The sequence below is a fragment of the Pseudoxanthomonas sp. G3 genome, from assembly GCF_057654715.1.
The window spans coordinates 987,651-1,002,042 of the sequence record NZ_CM172805.1; the positions used below are offsets into that span (position 1 = coordinate 987,651).

The window sequence follows — 14,392 nt, forward strand, 5'->3', positions numbered from 1 at the left end:
GCATGTTTTCTCGCAACCGCGTCCGAATGGGCTGCACGCCGATGGTCCAGTACCTCGGACATGGCTACTTCGCCGGCGAGGCGCCGCTCACGGCCGATCCCGACGATCCCGATGGTCGATTCAAGCGGCTCAACGTCCCGGGACGGGGGCGGATCGAAGTGTACGAGCGCTCCACCATGACCTGCGTGCGCACGGCCATCAGCGCCAGTGACGGCACGTGGCGCGTGGAGCACCTGCGCACCGACTTCAAGTACACCGTCATCGGGTTCGACGACACCGGACTGCAGAACGCCGCCATCCAGGACTTCGTCGTCCCGGCGGACATGGGCTGATGCATGCCGATTCCCGCCGGCCATGTCGTAGGCCTGAACCTCGGGCCGCTCTACACGGGCCCGGGCAGCCACGTTCCGCTCAACCTGGGTATCGATTGGAACTACGAGCCACCGGTCGAGCCCGAGCCGCCCTTCGACGGGTTGCGCGCGACCACCGCGATGCCTTGGGCGCGCGCGGCGCGGATCTCCCGTGTTGGGTCCCTCGGCTGGCGCGCGGCACCGCGCCTGGTGGTGAGCGCGTCGCTGGGGTGGGGCACGTCGGCCAAGGTGCGGCGCGGGATGGAAATGGCGTGGACGTCAGCGGCACGCGCCACGGCCGCCTGGGACATCTCCTGGCGCACGAGCCTGCCTCCCGTGCGCGCTGGCATCGACGCCGCCTGGGCAGCGCTTGGGCGTGTTCGCGTGTCCACGCCGATGCGTTGGCAGACCCTGGGTGGCGTGCGGGCAACGGCCGGCATCCCGTGGGCGCATCCAGACCTGACCCGGCGCGCGGCCAGCCTGCCATTTCGCGCACAGCTGCCGCAGGCGCGCCGCAGCGTCGCCTTGACCTGGCAGCACCCGAAGGTCGTCCGCCGCGCCTGGCGCCTTCCCTGGGGCCTGGCCGCGCGCGTCCCGTGGCTGGTGCTGCCACCGGCGCCGCCGGAGCCACCGGAAGATCCCGAGACGCCGTTCCCGCCCGGCAATCGCATCGGCCTCAACCTGGGCTGCGCGCTCCTGGACATGCCGGGCTTCGTACCCCTCAACCTGGGCGTGAACGCGTGCTACGCGGTCCGCCCGCAGCGTAGGACCTACATCGTGCGCAACTCGCTTTCCGTCGTCCGCCTGCCGGACCGCCTGCCAATCGAGGTGGACGCGGTCTCGATCGGCGGCAACACCGGTGCCTGGGGCGCCACCGTCGACCTGACCCTTTCGCGGCCTTCAGACCTGCAGTACTTGAAACCGAATAGCAGCGGGCCGCGGGCGATCGAGGTGACGATCAACGGCTACGTGTGGACTTTCATCGTGGAGAGCTACGGCCGCCGCCGCCAGGTGGGCAACGACGGCGCTCCCGCCGGCGCGGTGACCGTCGAAGGCCGCAGCCGCACTGCGTTGCTCGCCGCCCCCTATGCGCCGGCGCGCACGAAGGTGACCGCCGAGGAGCGCAGCATCGCCCAACTGGTGGACGAGGAGCTGGCCAGCACCGGCTACTCGGCGGTCTACGACACGATCGACTGGCTGGTGCCCGAGGGCGCCTGGTACTACGACGGCCTGACGCCGCTGGAGGCGATCTCGCGCCTGGCCGAGGCGAGTGGCGCAGTGGTGCAGTCCGATCCCGAAGACCTGGTCCTGCGCATCGTGGCGCGCTATCCGGCCAGCCCGTGGAACTGGACGATCACCGCGCCCGACCACGTCATCCAGGACGACATCGTCGTGGCCGACAGCCTGCAGCAGCGCAGCGCGCCGCTCTATGACGCCGTCGTCGTCACCGGCGAGATCCTCGGCAAAGGCGTCACCGCGACCGTGAAGCGGGCAGGGGAGGCCGGCACCCTGTTTGCCCCTCAGGCCAGCAGCCCGCTGATCAATGTCGACGCCGCCGCCGGCGAGCGCGGGCGCAACATCCTGAGCGATCGCGGCGAGCAGGCCAACCTGGACCTGACCTTGCCGCTGTTCCCCGCGCCCTTGGGTCCTGGCCAGACCGGGCGTGTGCTGCCGCAGCAGCTGGTGCGCGTGGAAGAGGTCGCCGAGACCTGGCACGGGCAGTGCACTGGGTATCGCGTCGACGCGCGCCTGGAGGACAAGGCACTCGTCGTCGAGCAGACCGTCACCCTTGAGAGGCATTTCAGCGATGCAGACTGACCTGTGGAGCCAGTTCGGCGGATTGGTCGCCGGCGCGCCGCGCTACCTCGCCGTGGTCCACTCCCACAACGGCGACGGCACGAGCAACGTGTCGACCTTTGAAGGCGGGGTCATGCGCGCCAATGGCCAGCTCAGCCAGACCCCGCCCTACAACGCCTGGATCCAGGACGGCCGCGTCGTCGACGCCGGGCCGAACCTGCCCTTGGTGAACCTCGAAGTTTAGAGGCTCGGGATCTAGCGCGACTCAACGATGGCGACCACGCGTCCATCGGGACTGATCGTAAAAACCACGGTCTTGCCGCCGCGGAAGTAGGTCCACTTCTCCCCGATCTGGGCGCCGAATTTGTTTTGGATGGGGGTGACCAGATCGGGCTTGCCGAGCAACTCCATGACCTTGCCAGCGCCGTCCCCGTCGGCGATGAGCCGGTTGCCCACGTTATAGGTATCAGCGAATGCGGCGCCAGCGGCCAGCAGCAGGACGAGCCCGAGAATCATCTTGCGCATGGAAGTCCCCTTTCCTTTGGTGGGCCGAGCATAACGCCGGTACCCGCCTACCGAAAGGGCCGAGGAAGTCAGGCGGCCTTCGCCACTTGGTGCTCTGGGCGGAAATCGATCTAGCGCGGCGCTATTTCCACCGGAACTTCAAGATCAGCCCCCTCGACATCGTGCCGGTCGATGAAGTCGAACGAGTATGCGTGCACCACTGCGGCGCTTTCGGGGGTCTGGATCCGGCTGAGCAGGTTCTGCAGTTCGTCGTATAGCCAGTCGAGCTGTGCGCGCCTGGGCTTGCCGACCCATTCCTCCGAATGCAGGCGCTCCTTGATTGGATCGAATGCGGCAGCAATGGCGGGGGAGACCTCATAGTCCGCCGGCAGCCGCGAGTAGAGATCGTCCATCACCGTGTCGCGCCCGTCGCCGTAGCTCGGCCCCTGATTGATCCGGCGGTATGGGCGGTCCTTGCTGTACATGAAGCCGCTGGTATCCATTCCCTCGCCCAGGGCGTTCAGCGCATAGACCACGCCTTCGCTCCACGACTTCCGATCCGACTTGGCCAAGAACTCGTGCAGCTCTGGGTCGTGCGCCTCGTAGTCGACCCAGAACTGGCGAAACGTGTTCGAGCGCGGGTATCGAGCGGTCCACGCATCAAGGGCTCGAATGCGCGCTTCTGCCTGGTCATTGGTCATCATGCTGCTTTCGCCACCTGGTGCTCGTAGTAGGGGTGCTGCTTGTCGTCGAAGATGGCGTAGAAGTCGGCCAATGATCGGCCTTCCGGGTTCAGCCACTCCCCGATGTGCTCGGGCTTGAGGTTGATGATCGTGCGGTCGTGGCCAGCCGCAGCGACCTCGGGCTCGGGGTCGTCGGTGATCGCGGCGAACGACAGCAGGTCCGGCTCCTTCCCGGCCGGATCGGTCCAGTGGGACCACAGGCAGGCGATGAACATCGGGCCGCCGTCGCGCGGGGTGAAGGCGATGACTTGGTTCTTGCCGTCGACCTCGACGTTCTCGTAGAACACGTCAGCGATGATCAGTCCATGCGATTTGCCGAACTCGCCCTTCCAGAAGCCTTCGAGGTTGTCGCGCCGGGCGTTGTAGGTGCCGGGGTACTTCGTGTCGTAGAAGGCCGGCTTGCCGCAGGGCCGGCATTGGTAGCGCATTGGCTTGACGACGTACTCGCCGTCCTCGTGGATGAGCACTGGCACGTAGTACTGCGGGAACATCCGGCTATCCGAGGGCTTGGGCTCGCGTCGTTTGAGGACATCGATGCGCGCCTGGATCTTGGCCATCTTGTCCGTGCCGATGCGCACGTCATCCTGGGCCTTCTTGGTGGTCTTGACCTGCAGCGCCCGCTCGGCGTCTGCCACGCGCTTCTTCTGCTTGAACAGCTCCTGTTCCAGCTCGGCCATCTCGCGCACGTCGTAGCCGCGGATCGCCTCGGCCAAATCCTCCGGACCATCGTTGAGGATCTCGATCTCCATCGCCCGCGGCACCTTCGGCCGCTTGGCGTAGGGGCTCTTGGTCTGGTCCCAGTACAGCTTGACGTAGTCCTTCGCCTTGATCTTCAGGCCGGTCGCCCGAATGAACTTTTTCAGCTCGGCGTACACCTGGGCGGAGTAGCACATTTCAGTGCTCCGGGAAGTCGACGCACTCCAGGCCCAGCAGGTCGCAGAACGCCATGAGGCGCGCGTGGACCTCCTCCTGCATGTCCCCAGGCGAGGCCCGGTGAACCTCATGCCAGAGCGTCTCGACGAACTCTTCCGGGTTGCTCCCGACTTGGCCATCCCGGATCTGCGCTTCGGCCTCGTCCAGGCGGGCCGCCACCTCTTGTCTGTCCATGTCCCGGAATATACCCCTCCGCCCGTCTCACTTCGTGTGACGGGCGGAGGGGTAGGATTTCGACATGGACGCCCTCCCGCCCGGTTTCAAGTTCAAGCCCTACATCGACGGGCCGGGGTTGTACCTGGACGGGACGGTGGTGGCGACCGCCACACAGGCGAACCGCGAACCGGGCGCGCCGTGGCGGCTCTGCATCAGTCCGGCGGGCGTGCCCCGATACGAGTTCCTGCGCGACGAGGAGGCCTGTCTGCGCTACATGGCGGCCTGGGCGACCAGGTGGGAGGCGGCGATACGAAAGGCGCGGGTCGACGTTGGAACCGGCCATCCGTACGGCGAGGTGCGATCGCCGAGCGAGCCTTCCCGGCACCCCCGGGGAAGGGCGCGGCGGAAGCCCGGCCTGTGACCAGATCGGGCACGGTCGCGCCCAGGTAGGGCAAGTCCTACGGGCCGGCGCGGAGTCGGCCGACTTGCCGCTTTTCCGCAGACGCTTGAAAGTTGTTTGGCCCGGCGCGGGCCACCAGGCCGCTCACCCGCGTCCCCCTTGAGCAGGGGTTCAGGGCACCAATGACGGGCGGCAGCAGTAGCGCGCCTTGGAGGGCGCAAGAAATGGCAGACAATCCCCGCAAGACCGGAGAGCCCGATCGCAGCCTGGTGTCCCTGGGCCAACCCCACGAAGTTGCGTACTGGACCAGGCGCTTTGGCGTGAGCGAAGCGAAGCTGAAGCAGGCGGTAAACGCCGTCGGCAATTCGGTGGCCAAGATCGAGGCCTGGCTCAAGTCCCACTAAGTGCCAGCCCACCGCTGCTCTTCAGCGGCGGTGGGTCCTCCCTAACCCGCTGCATGTCATATCGCCAAGGGTCGCGCCGCGCCCGTCTCGAGGGCCTCCGAGGGTCGAACTTTCCATATGGATCAGCGGCCTAAGACCGTCATACCGCATGTCTGGGGGGGCAAGTGCGCATCTAGGCAAACGGCCCTATGATCCGCTTGCTCCAGCTCAGGATCGCCTATGGACCAGCCTGTACTCCAGCCACTCTCTGTTCGCATCACTGGCGCGCAGCCCCTCACGATCCCGATCAAACTGGGAGGTTGCCTGTTTGTCGTCGGGGCGAATGGCAGCGGCAAGTCGACATTGCTACACGAGTGGACCAATAGCCGGAAGGCCACCATGCGGGTCGCCGCGCACAGACAGACGTGGCTGACAAGCTCGACTTCAACTCTCACGGGCGAGTCGCGCGCGTCTTTGGACCGGTCGTTAAGGAACTCGGATCAGAATTCGGTATCGCGCTACAAGGACGAAGTCAGCATACAGAGGGCCAACGCCACGCTGTATGACCTCCTCGACCTAGAGAACGGCCAGAATCGCGGCATTGCTCAGGCATTTCGCAACGGCGATAGCTCTCGTGCAAGCGAACTGGCGAGCGTCCCTGGTGCCCTTCAACGGATAAATGCACTCTTAGCCGCGGCTGGTCTAGGTGTTGTGATATCCCTCGCTGAGAGAGAGCGGTTCTGGGCGTCAAAATTTGGGAGCGAGCCGTTTCCAATTGAACAGCTGTCGGACGGCGAGCGGAATGCATTGTTGCTGAGCGCTCAGGTGCTGACGGCAAACGCCGGAACACTAATACTGTTGGATGAGCCAGAGAGGCATCTCCATCGGTCAATCATTTCGCCATTGATCAACGCACTCGTGTCGACACGGCCGGACTGCAGCTTCGTTATCTCGACGCATGACCTCACGATTCCTGAAGATGCCCGCAACGCTGCAGTGTTGGTTGTAACGGGGTGTTCATACCAGGAGGGCTCCGTCACTTGGAATGCGTCTCTGCTTACAGCGGGAGAGGCAGTGGACGACGCCGTAAAGTTTGGCGTTCTCGGAGCGAAGCCTAGGGTTGTATTTGTCGAGGGTGACTCAAACCGTAGTCTCGACCGCCCCTTGTACTCCATCTTATTCCCGAACTGCAGCGTGGTACCAAAGGGCGGGTGCGAGGAAGTTCAAGCAGCAGTTGTGGGGGTTACCGGAGCGGCAAATCTTGTGTGGCTGACTGCCGTCGGCCTAATCGATGGCGATGGTCGGTCTGAAGAGGAGATCAATCGCCTAGCAAGTCGCTCCATCTTCGTGCTTCCAGTTTTCATGATCGAGTCGCTCTACTATCACCCGCTTGTAATAGAAGCAGTGGCTGAGCGAGCTCAGGGTATGACTGGGCGTGATGGCGAAGAGGTCGCAGCCAACGCGGTTTCCGAGGCGCTGAGAGCCTTGCGACTTCGTGGCGATCGCATGCCGGCGAGAGCGCTGGAGAAGCGAATTCAGGACGAGGTCGGGCGCCATGCGCCCAGCCTCTCCGATATCGAGAATGGTCGACCGGTGAGCATCCAGATCGATGTGGCCGCACGTCTGACTGCAGAGCGCTCGATCTTTCACCAATTGCTTGACTCTTCGGATTGGGGCGCGCTCTGCCGCCGATATCCGGTTCGGGAGTCCCAAGCGTTCGATCGCATTGCTGAGGCCATCGGTCTCGCGGACCGCAGGACCTACGAGGATGCAGCGCTGCAGGCAATGAAGCAGCCGCGGCTCAATGGGCAACTGCGAGAGTTACTCGGCCCTATCGTGAGTGCGCTAGAGACGGGCTGAATTGGGGAACAGGGGTTGGAAGCCCCGGTCCAATTTTACGTCCCAATTTACGCCTGACAACAAAAAAGCCGCTTATGCGGCTCCTAAGTCTCTGAAAAATTTGGCGCCCGAAGTTGGACTCGAACCAACGACCCCCTGATTAACAGTCAGGTCTTCTAATTTCACGGTACCTGACGGGCGAGCTGTCCCCGGAGTCCGTAAAATGATCTGCTCGACCTTTGCAGTTCGGACGTTCCACGAGGCCCGATCCGTAAAGTACAGGCGCGCAAGCGGTTGTTTCTGTTGGTGTGCAGGCGTGACTTTTAATCTTTTGGTCGAAGGTTCGAATCCTTCACGGCCCACCAAACATCCGTTCCCCGCGAACCAGATCCCTGTACCTAGCTATCATCGCGCGCATGGGGCAGGTACATGCACCACAGCGTTGCCGATCCCATCGTCCCGCGACCGGCTTCCATGAAGCCCGCACGTCGGTAGAAGCTGACGTTCGACGGCTCCCCGGTCTCCAGATACACACCGTGAGAAAGGTCATCCGCGGCGGACAGGTCGCAGAACGTCTTTATCAGGCGCATGCCGATACCATGACCATGCTTGGCCGGATCGACTCCAATGACGCCCAAGTAGTAGTGCGGCACGTCGGGCGCGTACTGCGCGGCGAGCCCTTCGTAGATCGCCAGCCGATCGACCATGCCGGGGACGGCCCGCTCGAAGTCCTCCCACTCATGGGCAATGTCGGCGGGCCATGCCGGCGGCGACGGGACATTGCCCATCACGATGCCGTGGATCTCGTCGCCGTCGCGCGCCACCAGTACGGGCATCCCGAGCGCGATGCGCGCCCGCATCAGCAACGAGAAGAACCGCGTGAGGCGTTCTTGGTAGGCCGGTCCTTCCTCCAGCAGGAAGCCGGTGATCGGGTCGTGGGCGAAGGCGTGGGTCAGCCGATCCACCGTCTTGACCAGATCGGCAGGCGTTGCGCGCGTGATCTCCATCGGGCCGGACTGTCTGGCGGCGGGATGCCGGGAGCGGCTTATATGCCATATCCAGCGCCCAACGGGTGGGCCGCGTGGCGCGGCGTCCTACACCCGTGATGCGCTACCGCCCGGTAAAATGCGGGGCCCACCTTTGCGGGTGCTTCCGGCGCCCCCAAATCGAGGTCCGGACGGCTGAAGATGCGGCGACTTCCGTCCCCACGTCCTCACGCCATCGACTTTTCCCAGGTGTTTCCATGACCAATCCCTTGCTCGACTTCTGCGGCCTGCCGCGTTTCGACGAGATCCGTGCCGAGCACATCGCGCCGGCCATCGATCAGTTGCTGCTCGAGGCGGAAGCCGCCGTCGCCGCCGCCGAAACCGTTGCACCGGTGACATGGGACACCTTCGTGGTGCCGCTTGATGACGCCACCGAGCGCCTGGCGCGCGCCTGGAACCAGGTGACCCACCTGGAGGCGGTGGTGAACACGCCGGCACTACGCGGTGCCTACAACGCGCTGCTGCCCAAGGTCACGCGCTTCTGGAGCGCGGTTGGGCAGAACCTGGCCCTGTACCGCCAATACCGCGCGCTGGCCGATGCGCCCGAGGCCGCGCAGTACGACGAAGCGCGCCGCAAGGTGCTGGAGAACGCGCTGCGCGACTTCCGCCTGGGCGGCGCGGAATTGCCGGAGGCGCAGAAGGTCCGCTTCGGCGAAGCGAAGGAGGAGCTCGCGAGCCTGTCGGCGAAGTTCTCGCAGAACGTGCTCGACGCCACCGACGAGTACGAGTTCTGGATCAAGGACAAGCAGCACCTCGGCGGTCTGCCAGCCGACGTGGTGTCCGCCGCGCGCGCCGCGGCCAAGGCCGACGACGAACCGGGCTGGAAATTCACCCTGCAGATGCCGTGCTACCTGCCGGTGCAGACGTACGCCGACGACCGCGCGCTGCGCGAGACGCTGTACCACGCCAATGCGGTGCGCGCGTCCGAACTGGCCGACAACGATGCGCTCGACAACTCCGCGCTGATCGACCGCATCCTGGCGCTGCGCGCCGAACTCGCGGCGCTGCTGGGCTTCCCCAGCTATGCGGCGTATTCGCTCGCAACGAAGATGGCCGACACGCCGGACGAGGTGCTGCATTTCCTCCGTGACCTGGCCGCTCGTGCCAAGCCGCATGCGCAGCGCGACCGCGCCGAGCTGGAAACCTTCGCGCGCGAGCACCTGGGCCTGGAGACCGTGGAAGCCTGGGACCTGGCCTACGCCAGCGAGAAGCTCAAGCAGGCGCGTTACAGCTTCTCCGCGCAGGAGGTGAAGCAGTACTTCACCGAGCCGGCGGTACTGGCCGGCCTGTTCGGCGTCATCGGCGATCTGTACGGGCTGCGGGTGGAGCAGGACACTGCGCCGACCTGGCACCCGGACGTGCGCTTCTACCGGCTGGTGGATGGCGAAGGCGCCCTCATCGGCCAGTTCTATCTCGACCTGTACGCGCGCGAAGGCAAGCGCGGCGGCGCGTGGATGGACGATTGCCGCAACCGTCGCACGACGGCACGCGGCACGCAGACGCCGCTGGTGTACCTGGTCTGCAACTTCGGCAAGGGCGTGGACGGCAAGCCGGCCACCTTCAGCCACAACGACGTCACCACGCTGTTCCACGAAATGGGCCATGGGCTGCACCAGTTGCTCACCCAGGTCGGCGAGTTGGGCGTGGCCGGCATCAATGGTGTCGAATGGGATGCGGTGGAGCTGCCCAGCCAGTTCATGGAAAACTTCTGCTGGGAGTGGGCGCGCGTGCAGGCGATGACCGCGCACGTGGACAGTGGCGAGCCGCTGCCGCGCGATCTCTTCGACAAGATGGTCACGGCGAAGAATTTCCAGAGCGGCATGGCCACGGTCCGGCAGCTGGAGTTCGGCCTGTTCGACATGCAACTGCACAGCGGTTTCGACGCCACCGGCGACACGGTGCTGGCGTTGCTCGACCGCGTGCGCGCCGAGGTGGCGGTGAACCTGCCGCCGGCCTGGAACCGCTTCCCCCACCAGTTCAGCCACATCTTCGCAGGCGGCTACGGGGCCGGTTACTACAGCTACAAGTGGGCCGAGGTGCTCAGCGCGGACGCCTACGAGGCCTTCGAAGAGGCGCCGGACAAGGTGGCCGAGACCGGCGCGCGGTTCCGCCATGAAATCCTGGCCCGGGGCGGCAGCCGCGGCGCGGCCGAGAATTTCAGGGCCTTCCGCGGTCGCGCACCGCGCATCGACGCGCTCCTGCGCCACGCCGGCATGGCGGGCTGAACCCGTTTGGGCCAGGCGGCGGGGGCGCATTCGAGCGTGCCGGCGACGCGTTTGACCGTGACTGTAAACGTTTTCATAATGACTCCCCCGTAACACCCGCGTTCCCGGGAGGACCGCTTACATGCCGCATCAGCGCAGGATCGAGGGACTGATCGCCGAGATGACGCTGGAAGAGAAGATCGGCCAGCTCGGCGCCTTCGCCGACGCGCTGCGGCCGTTCGCTTTCGAGGTCAACCCGGAGACCTTCGCGCGCGATGCCGAGCAGGTGCGTCAGCAGATCCGCGCCGGTCGCGTCGGTGCGCTGTTCAACGGCGTCGGCGCGGCGGAAGGCCGCGAGGCGCAGCGCATCGCGGTGGAGGAAAGTCGCCTGGGCATTCCGCTGCTGCTCGGTGCCGATGTCATCCACGGCATGCGCACGGTGTTCCCGATTCCGCTGGGTGAAGCGGCCAGCTTCGAGCCCGACCTCGCTGAGCGCACCGCGCGCGCCACGGCGAAGGAAGCCACCGCGGCCGGTATCCACTGGACGTTCGCGCCGATGGTGGACATTGCCCGCGACCAGCGCTGGGGGCGGGTGGCCGAAACCTCCGGCGAAGACGTGTACCTGTCCTGCGAATTCGCCGCCGCCCGCGTGCGCGGCTTCCAGGGCGATGACCTGACGGCACCGGATTCGCTGCTGACCACGCCGAAGCATTTCGCGGCCTACGGCGCGATCTCCGCCGGCCTGGACTACAACTTCGTGGACATGGCGCCGCAGACGCTGCGCGATGTCCACCTGCCGCCGTTCAAGGCCGCGCTGGACGCCGGCGCGCTGACGCTGATGAGTTCGTTCAACGACATCAACGGCGTGCCGGCGTCGGCCAACCGCGAACTGCTGACCGACATCCTGCGCGGCGAATGGAAGTTCCAGGGATTCGTCGTGTCCGACTACACCTCGGACCTGGAACTGATCGCGCATGGCTATGCAGCCGATGAGGCCGATGCCGCGCAGAAGGCGCTGTCGGCTGGCCTGGACATGAGCCTGCAGAGCGGTGTGTACGCCAACCACGTGGCCACCCTGGTCGAGCAGGGCAGGCTGACGATGGCCGAGGTCGACGAGGCCGTGCGTCGCGTGCTGCACGTGAAGGCTGCGGCCGGCCTGTTCGACGACCCGTACCGCTGCCTGGACGCCGCGCGCGAAGCCGACCAGTCCCACGTCCCGGCGCACGATGCGCTGGCGCGCGACTGCGCGCGCCGCTCCATCGTCCTGCTGAAGAACGACGGCGACGTGCTGCCGCTGAAGAAGGCCGGCCAGCGCATCGCGCTGATCGGACCGTTCGCGCAGGACACCGCCAATCTCGGCGGTTGCTGGAACATCTTCGGCGATGCGTCGCGCATGGTGGATCTCGAAACCGGCTTGCGCGCAGCGCTGGACGATCCGTCTTCGCTGGTGGTGGTGCCGGGTAGCGGATTCGAAGACGACATCGAAGGTGGCATCGAGGCCGCCGTGGCGGCCGCGCGCGCAGCCGACGTCGTGCTGCTGGCGTTGGGCGAGCCGCACGAGTTCTCCGGCGAGGCGCAGTCGCGCACGCAGATCGCGATTCCCGCCGCCCAGCAGGCGCTGGCCGAGGCAGTCGCCGCTACCGGTACGCCCGTCGTCGTGGTGTTGCGCAACGGTCGCGCGCTGGCGCTGGAAGGCGCCGTGCGCGAGGCGCAGGCGCTGCTGGTGACCTGGTTCCTCGGTACGCAGACGGGGCCGGCCGTCGCCGACGTGGTGTTCGGCGACTACAGCCCGTCGGCGCGCCTGCCGGTGAGCTTTCCGCAGGACGCCGGCCAGCAGCCGTATTTCTACAATCATCCGGCGACCGGCCGCCCCAACGTGCCGGGCACGCCCCGCTTCTTCCAGACGCGCTGGCGCGAAGTCAGCCACGCGGCCCTGTATCCGTTCGGCCATGGCCTGACCTACACGCGCTTCGACTACGGCGTGCCACAGGTGGATGCCGCACAACTCGGCTGGGACGACACACTGACGGTCCGCACGCGCATCACCAACGAGGGCACGCGCGAGGGCGAGGAGGTCGTGCAGCTTTACGTGCGCGACCGCACCGCCAGCCGCGTGCGGCCGGTCCGCGAGCTGAAGCGATTCCGCAAGATCGCCTTAGCGCCCGGTCAGTCGGAGGAGGTCGTGTTCGCCCTGACCCGCGCCGATCTGGCGTTCCACGGCGTGGACAATCGGTGGGCGGCCGAACCCGGCCTGTTCGACCTGTGGGTCGCACCGTCCGCGACCGCGGGCGACGCGGTGCAGTTCGAATTGCTTGGACCCTGAGCGCAGCATGACGGTGCCCGAGGATACGCGCGCCCTTGAGGCCGCGCCGGGTCTTCGCGAACGCGTCGCCACGCGCCTTGCTTTCTTCATCGCCGGCTTCGCGGTGTCTGCCTGGGCGCCGCTGATTCCCTTCGCCAAGCGACGGCTCGCGCTGGACGACGCGCAGCTGGGCCTGATGCTGCTCTGCCTTGGCGTCGGCTCCGTGCTGATGATGCCGCTGGCCGGCGGCCTGGCGGCGCGTTTCGGCTGCCGACGCGCGATCCTCGCGGCCGGCGCGGTGATCGTCCTTTGCATGCCGGCGCTGATGCTGGCACCTTCGATCCCGATGCTCGCCGTGACGCTGGCCGTGTTCGGTGCCAGCCTGGGCGTGCTGGACGTGGTGATGAACGTGCAGGCGGTGATCGTCGAGCGCGCCAGCGGACGGGCGATGATGTCCGGCTTCCACGGCCTGTACAGCGTGGGCGGCATCGCCGGTGCAGGCGGCGTCGCGGGTGCGCTGGCGTTGGGCGCGACCCCGCTGGTGTCCATCGCGGGTACCGCCGTGTTGGCCGCGCTGCTGCTGGCGATCGCGCGACGAGGGCTGCTGGCGCAGGGCGGCGAAGGCGACTCGCCGGCGTTCGTGCTGCCGCGCGGCCGCGTGTTGCTGGTGGGCGCGGTGTGCTTCGCGATGTTCCTGTCGGAAGGCGCGGTGCTGGACTGGAGCGCGGTCTTCCTGAGCACCGTGCGCCACGCGGATCCGGCGACCGCGGGCTTCGGCTACGTTGCCTTCGCGGTGACGATGACGCTCGGTCGCCTGACCGGCGACCGCATCGTGCAGGCGTTGGGCGCGTTCCGTGTCGTCATTTGCGGTGCCTTGGTCGCCGCGGCGGGATTCACCCTGGCGATCCTGTCCGCGTCACCGTCGGCAGGTCTGGCGGGCTTCGCCCTGGTGGGGGCGGGCGCGGCGAACGTGGTGCCGGTGATGTTCTCGGCAGCCGGCCGGCAACACGCCATGCCCACGCACCTGGCCGTCGCGGCCGTCACCACGATGGGCTACGCGGGCGTGCTGCTGGGCCCGGCGGCGCTGGGCTTCGTCGCGAAGGCGAGTTCGCTGCCAATCGCGTTCGGCTTGCTCGTGGTCTTGCTGCTGGCTGTGGCGAGCGTCGCCCGACCGGCGACGCGCGGCTGACGATGGATCAGGGCCGTGGCGCGGCCCGCATCATCGGACCGGGATAGCCGGGGCCGTAGTAATAACCGGGCCCGTCCGAACGACTGACGTTGATGTCGAGGTTGAAGGTGCGTGGCTTGCCTTCGTCGTTGTACGTCGTCTTGCACAGGTTGAGGTTGGCGGCGTTATACGTGCTGCGGCCATATCCCTTGCTGTAGCCGATGCCGGTGGTGATGCTGCCGGACACCCCATCGCCATCGTCGTCGCCATACCAGGCGCAGGGGTCGACAGGCGCTTCGGCGCGCTGTCCCTTGGGCTTCGCCGGCTGACGGTCGCCGTACCAGGTGCCGGGCGCATCGTTGGCGTAGGCACGGGCGTTGGGCAGGGTGAGGTCCAGGGCCTCGGCATTCGACTGGGCCCAAGCAGGTGCCGCAGTCACCAGGGCGAGCAGGGCGAACGGCAGCGTCTTCATGCAAGGCTCCTGACAGCGGTGCGCCCGACGGGCACCTGCAAGGCACGCTAACAGCCAGGGATTGAACGCCGGCTGATGCGGACGCCTCGGGCCGG

At 66.5% G+C, this 14,392-nt stretch carries 15 protein-coding genes; 9 read left to right on the top strand and 6 right to left on the bottom strand.

The features are described from left to right. Positions 1 to 2 precede the first annotated feature (2 nt). Genes AC23D6_RS04515 through AC23D6_RS04525 form a run of 3 tightly spaced genes read left to right on the top strand, consistent with a single transcriptional unit; the run spans position 3 to position 2,391 of the window. Positions 3 to 332: a hypothetical protein gene (locus tag AC23D6_RS04515; protein ID WP_487751633.1), complete on the top strand. Its 330-nt coding sequence runs from the start codon at positions 3 to 5 to the stop codon at positions 330 to 332. Between the two features lie 3 nt (positions 333 to 335). Continuing rightward, entirely contained in the window at positions 336 to 2,168 is a 1,833-nt protein-coding gene (locus AC23D6_RS04520) for a hypothetical protein (RefSeq protein WP_487751634.1), read from the top strand. Further along, positions 2,158 to 2,391, top strand: coding sequence for a hypothetical protein (locus AC23D6_RS04525; RefSeq protein WP_487751635.1), 234 nt, complete (start codon positions 2,158 to 2,160; stop codon positions 2,389 to 2,391). Before AC23D6_RS04520 ends, AC23D6_RS04525 begins: the two co-directional genes overlap by 11 nt. Positions 2,392 to 2,402: 11 nt before the next feature. Here AC23D6_RS04525 and AC23D6_RS04530 read toward each other — a convergent pair whose 3' ends face one another. The 4 genes from AC23D6_RS04530 to AC23D6_RS04545 form a co-directional block, all read right to left on the bottom strand. Further along, a complete protein-coding gene (locus AC23D6_RS04530) occupies positions 2,403 to 2,672 on the bottom strand; it encodes a DUF2845 domain-containing protein (RefSeq protein WP_487751636.1) in 270 nt (89 codons plus the stop codon). 110 nt (positions 2,673 to 2,782) lie between these two features. Further along, positions 2,783 to 3,355, bottom strand: a complete 573-nt coding sequence (locus AC23D6_RS04535) for a hypothetical protein (RefSeq protein WP_487751637.1) — start codon at positions 3,353 to 3,355, stop codon at positions 2,783 to 2,785. After that, positions 3,352 to 4,287 (bottom strand): SOS response-associated peptidase family protein, encoded by a 936-nt coding sequence (locus AC23D6_RS04540; protein ID WP_487751638.1) that lies wholly within the window; start codon positions 4,285 to 4,287, stop codon positions 3,352 to 3,354. Before AC23D6_RS04540 ends, AC23D6_RS04535 begins: the two co-directional genes overlap by 4 nt. A 1-nt stretch (position 4,288) precedes the next feature. Then, positions 4,289 to 4,501 (bottom strand): hypothetical protein, encoded by a 213-nt coding sequence (locus tag AC23D6_RS04545; protein WP_487751639.1) that lies wholly within the window; start codon positions 4,499 to 4,501, stop codon positions 4,289 to 4,291. A gap of 64 nt (positions 4,502 to 4,565) precedes the next feature. Between AC23D6_RS04545 and AC23D6_RS04550 the strand changes: the two genes are divergently transcribed. The 3 genes from AC23D6_RS04550 to AC23D6_RS04560 all read left to right on the top strand — a co-directional run bounded on the left by AC23D6_RS04550 (position 4,566) and on the right by AC23D6_RS04560 (position 7,126). Then, entirely contained in the window at positions 4,566 to 4,904 is a 339-nt protein-coding gene (locus tag AC23D6_RS04550; protein ID WP_487751640.1) for a hypothetical protein, read from the top strand. Between the two features lie 203 nt (positions 4,905 to 5,107). Then, a complete protein-coding gene (locus tag AC23D6_RS04555) occupies positions 5,108 to 5,287 on the top strand; it encodes a DUF3606 domain-containing protein (RefSeq protein ID WP_487751641.1) in 180 nt (59 codons plus the stop codon). A 219-nt stretch (positions 5,288 to 5,506) separates the two neighbouring features. Further along, positions 5,507 to 7,126 carry an AAA family ATPase gene (locus AC23D6_RS04560; RefSeq protein ID WP_487751642.1) on the top strand — a complete coding sequence of 540 codons (1,620 nt, stop codon included), beginning with the start codon at positions 5,507 to 5,509 and terminating at the stop codon, positions 7,124 to 7,126. Positions 7,127 to 7,503: 377 nt separating this feature from the next. Here AC23D6_RS04560 and AC23D6_RS04565 read toward each other — a convergent pair whose 3' ends face one another. Beyond that, a complete protein-coding gene (locus tag AC23D6_RS04565) occupies positions 7,504 to 8,112 on the bottom strand; it encodes a GNAT family N-acetyltransferase (RefSeq protein ID WP_487751643.1) in 609 nt (202 codons plus the stop codon). Positions 8,113 to 8,348: 236 nt separating this feature from the next. On the opposite strand from AC23D6_RS04565, the gene AC23D6_RS04570 reads away from it, so the two are divergent. The 3 genes from AC23D6_RS04570 (at position 8,349) to AC23D6_RS04580 (ending at position 13,846) form a co-directional block, all read left to right on the top strand. Continuing rightward, the gene (locus AC23D6_RS04570) at positions 8,349 to 10,376 is read left to right on the top strand and encodes a M3 family metallopeptidase (RefSeq protein WP_487751644.1); all 2,028 of its coding nucleotides are present in this window, start codon (positions 8,349 to 8,351) and stop codon (positions 10,374 to 10,376) included. A 121-nt stretch (positions 10,377 to 10,497) separates the two neighbouring features. Continuing rightward, positions 10,498 to 12,678 carry a glycoside hydrolase family 3 N-terminal domain-containing protein gene (locus AC23D6_RS04575; protein ID WP_487751645.1) on the top strand — a complete coding sequence of 727 codons (2,181 nt, stop codon included), beginning with the start codon at positions 10,498 to 10,500 and terminating at the stop codon, positions 12,676 to 12,678. Between the two features lie 7 nt (positions 12,679 to 12,685). Next, complete coding sequence (locus AC23D6_RS04580; protein ID WP_487751646.1) at positions 12,686 to 13,846, top strand: MFS transporter; 1,161 nt, start codon at positions 12,686 to 12,688, stop codon at positions 13,844 to 13,846. Positions 13,847 to 13,853: 7 nt separating this feature from the next. Here the strand turns inward: AC23D6_RS04580 and AC23D6_RS04585 are convergent, their stop codons facing one another. Next, positions 13,854 to 14,297, bottom strand: coding sequence for a hypothetical protein (locus AC23D6_RS04585; protein WP_487751647.1), 444 nt, complete (start codon positions 14,295 to 14,297; stop codon positions 13,854 to 13,856). Between the last annotated feature and the right edge of the window lie 95 nt (positions 14,298 to 14,392).

What these genes read in the sequence shown, in the direction of transcription:
- AC23D6_RS04515 (WP_487751633.1), top strand. Translation starts at nt 3, where the DNA reads ATGTTTTCTCGCAACCGCGTCCGAATGGGCTGCACGCCGATGGTCCAG.
- AC23D6_RS04520 (WP_487751634.1), top strand. Translation starts at nt 336, where the DNA reads ATGCCGATTCCCGCCGGCCATGTCGTAGGCCTGAACCTCGGGCCGCTC.
- AC23D6_RS04525 (WP_487751635.1), top strand. Translation starts at nt 2,158, where the DNA reads ATGCAGACTGACCTGTGGAGCCAGTTCGGCGGATTGGTCGCCGGCGCG.
- AC23D6_RS04530 (WP_487751636.1), bottom strand. Translation starts at nt 2,672, where the DNA reads ATGCGCAAGATGATTCTCGGGCTCGTCCTGCTGCTGGCCGCTGGCGCC.
- AC23D6_RS04535 (WP_487751637.1), bottom strand. Translation starts at nt 3,355, where the DNA reads ATGATGACCAATGACCAGGCAGAAGCGCGCATTCGAGCCCTTGATGCG.
- AC23D6_RS04540 (WP_487751638.1), bottom strand. Translation starts at nt 4,287, where the DNA reads ATGTGCTACTCCGCCCAGGTGTACGCCGAGCTGAAAAAGTTCATTCGG.
- AC23D6_RS04545 (WP_487751639.1), bottom strand. Translation starts at nt 4,501, where the DNA reads ATGGACAGACAAGAGGTGGCGGCCCGCCTGGACGAGGCCGAAGCGCAG.
- AC23D6_RS04550 (WP_487751640.1), top strand. Translation starts at nt 4,566, where the DNA reads ATGGACGCCCTCCCGCCCGGTTTCAAGTTCAAGCCCTACATCGACGGG.
- AC23D6_RS04555 (WP_487751641.1), top strand. Translation starts at nt 5,108, where the DNA reads ATGGCAGACAATCCCCGCAAGACCGGAGAGCCCGATCGCAGCCTGGTG.
- AC23D6_RS04560 (WP_487751642.1), top strand. Translation starts at nt 5,507, where the DNA reads ATGGACCAGCCTGTACTCCAGCCACTCTCTGTTCGCATCACTGGCGCG.
- AC23D6_RS04565 (WP_487751643.1), bottom strand. Translation starts at nt 8,112, where the DNA reads ATGGAGATCACGCGCGCAACGCCTGCCGATCTGGTCAAGACGGTGGAT.
- AC23D6_RS04570 (WP_487751644.1), top strand. Translation starts at nt 8,349, where the DNA reads ATGACCAATCCCTTGCTCGACTTCTGCGGCCTGCCGCGTTTCGACGAG.
- AC23D6_RS04575 (WP_487751645.1), top strand. Translation starts at nt 10,498, where the DNA reads ATGCCGCATCAGCGCAGGATCGAGGGACTGATCGCCGAGATGACGCTG.
- AC23D6_RS04580 (WP_487751646.1), top strand. Translation starts at nt 12,686, where the DNA reads ATGACGGTGCCCGAGGATACGCGCGCCCTTGAGGCCGCGCCGGGTCTT.
- AC23D6_RS04585 (WP_487751647.1), bottom strand. Translation starts at nt 14,297, where the DNA reads ATGAAGACGCTGCCGTTCGCCCTGCTCGCCCTGGTGACTGCGGCACCT.